This window comes from Ectothiorhodospira sp. 9100 (assembly GCF_022227565.1).
Taxonomy (GTDB): domain Bacteria; phylum Pseudomonadota; class Gammaproteobacteria; order Ectothiorhodospirales; family Ectothiorhodospiraceae; genus Ectothiorhodospira; species Ectothiorhodospira marina.
The window spans coordinates 1-793 of the sequence record NZ_JAJNAN010000121.1 but is presented as its reverse complement, the minus strand read 5'-3'; the positions used below and the strand labels follow the sequence as shown (position 1 = coordinate 793).

Annotated in this window: 1 protein-coding gene and 1 pseudogene; one reads left to right on the top strand and one right to left on the bottom strand. The window is 60.2% G+C overall.

The annotated features are described in order from the left end of the window. A pseudogene (locus tag LPW29_RS15240) lies at positions 1-307 on the bottom strand (hypothetical protein); the annotation flags it as partial. Positions 308-434: 127 nt separating this feature from the next. On the opposite strand from LPW29_RS15240, the gene LPW29_RS15235 reads away from it, so the two are divergent. After that, the coding region (locus LPW29_RS15235) for an Rpn family recombination-promoting nuclease/putative transposase (protein WP_238628719.1) at positions 435-793 on the top strand (359 nt) is incomplete at its 3' end.

Here is a 793-nt window from a genome sequence, read left to right as displayed (position 1 = left end):
CTGCCCCCTTGAACAGACAAGTCCAGCGCCGCAACACGTCGTCATCGGACCAGGACTCGGCTTGGGCTGGGTCCAGCTTGACCAGCAGATGATAGTGATTGGACATGACCGCATAGGCGGCGATGTCCACGGCGAACAGGGAGGCCAGCAGCCGTATACGATCTTCGATCCACTGCCGCCGGTGTTCAAAGCTTTTGCCGGTGACGTGATCCTGCCCGCAGAGGAAGGTGCGCCGCACACAGCGGGAGATGATGTGGTAGTAGGGCGTATCGGTGAGCGAAATCTGTTCACAGCGGGGGCGCGGCATGGTTCCCTCCAGAGGTTGCCGGTCCTGTCCGTGGCCGGGTTGGGGACAGGTTACCGCAAGGATGGAGATCGGCCAAGCTGGGAGCAGATATGGCACACTGTGGTTCGATCTCCTGCCAGGACGCCGCATGGGCAACCACCACGACACGGGCTACAAGGAACTGTTCAGCTACCCGGAGCTGGTCCGCCAGCTCATCGAGGGCTTTGCGCCGCCGGAAGTGACGGCAATGATGGACTTTTCCACCCTCACCGACCACAGCGGGAACTACATCACGCCGCTGTTCAAGGAAAAGTTTGAAGACAAGGTCTGGTCAGTGGAAGTGGACTGGGAGGGTACGAGGCAGCGGGTGTTCGTGTATCTGCTGATAGAGTTCCAGTCCACGGTGGACCACCGCCTGCCGATCCGGATGTTGCACTATGTGGCCTGCTTCTACGACCATCTGATCAAGACCCATGTGACAACGGCCCGCAAGGGTATGCCGCCGAT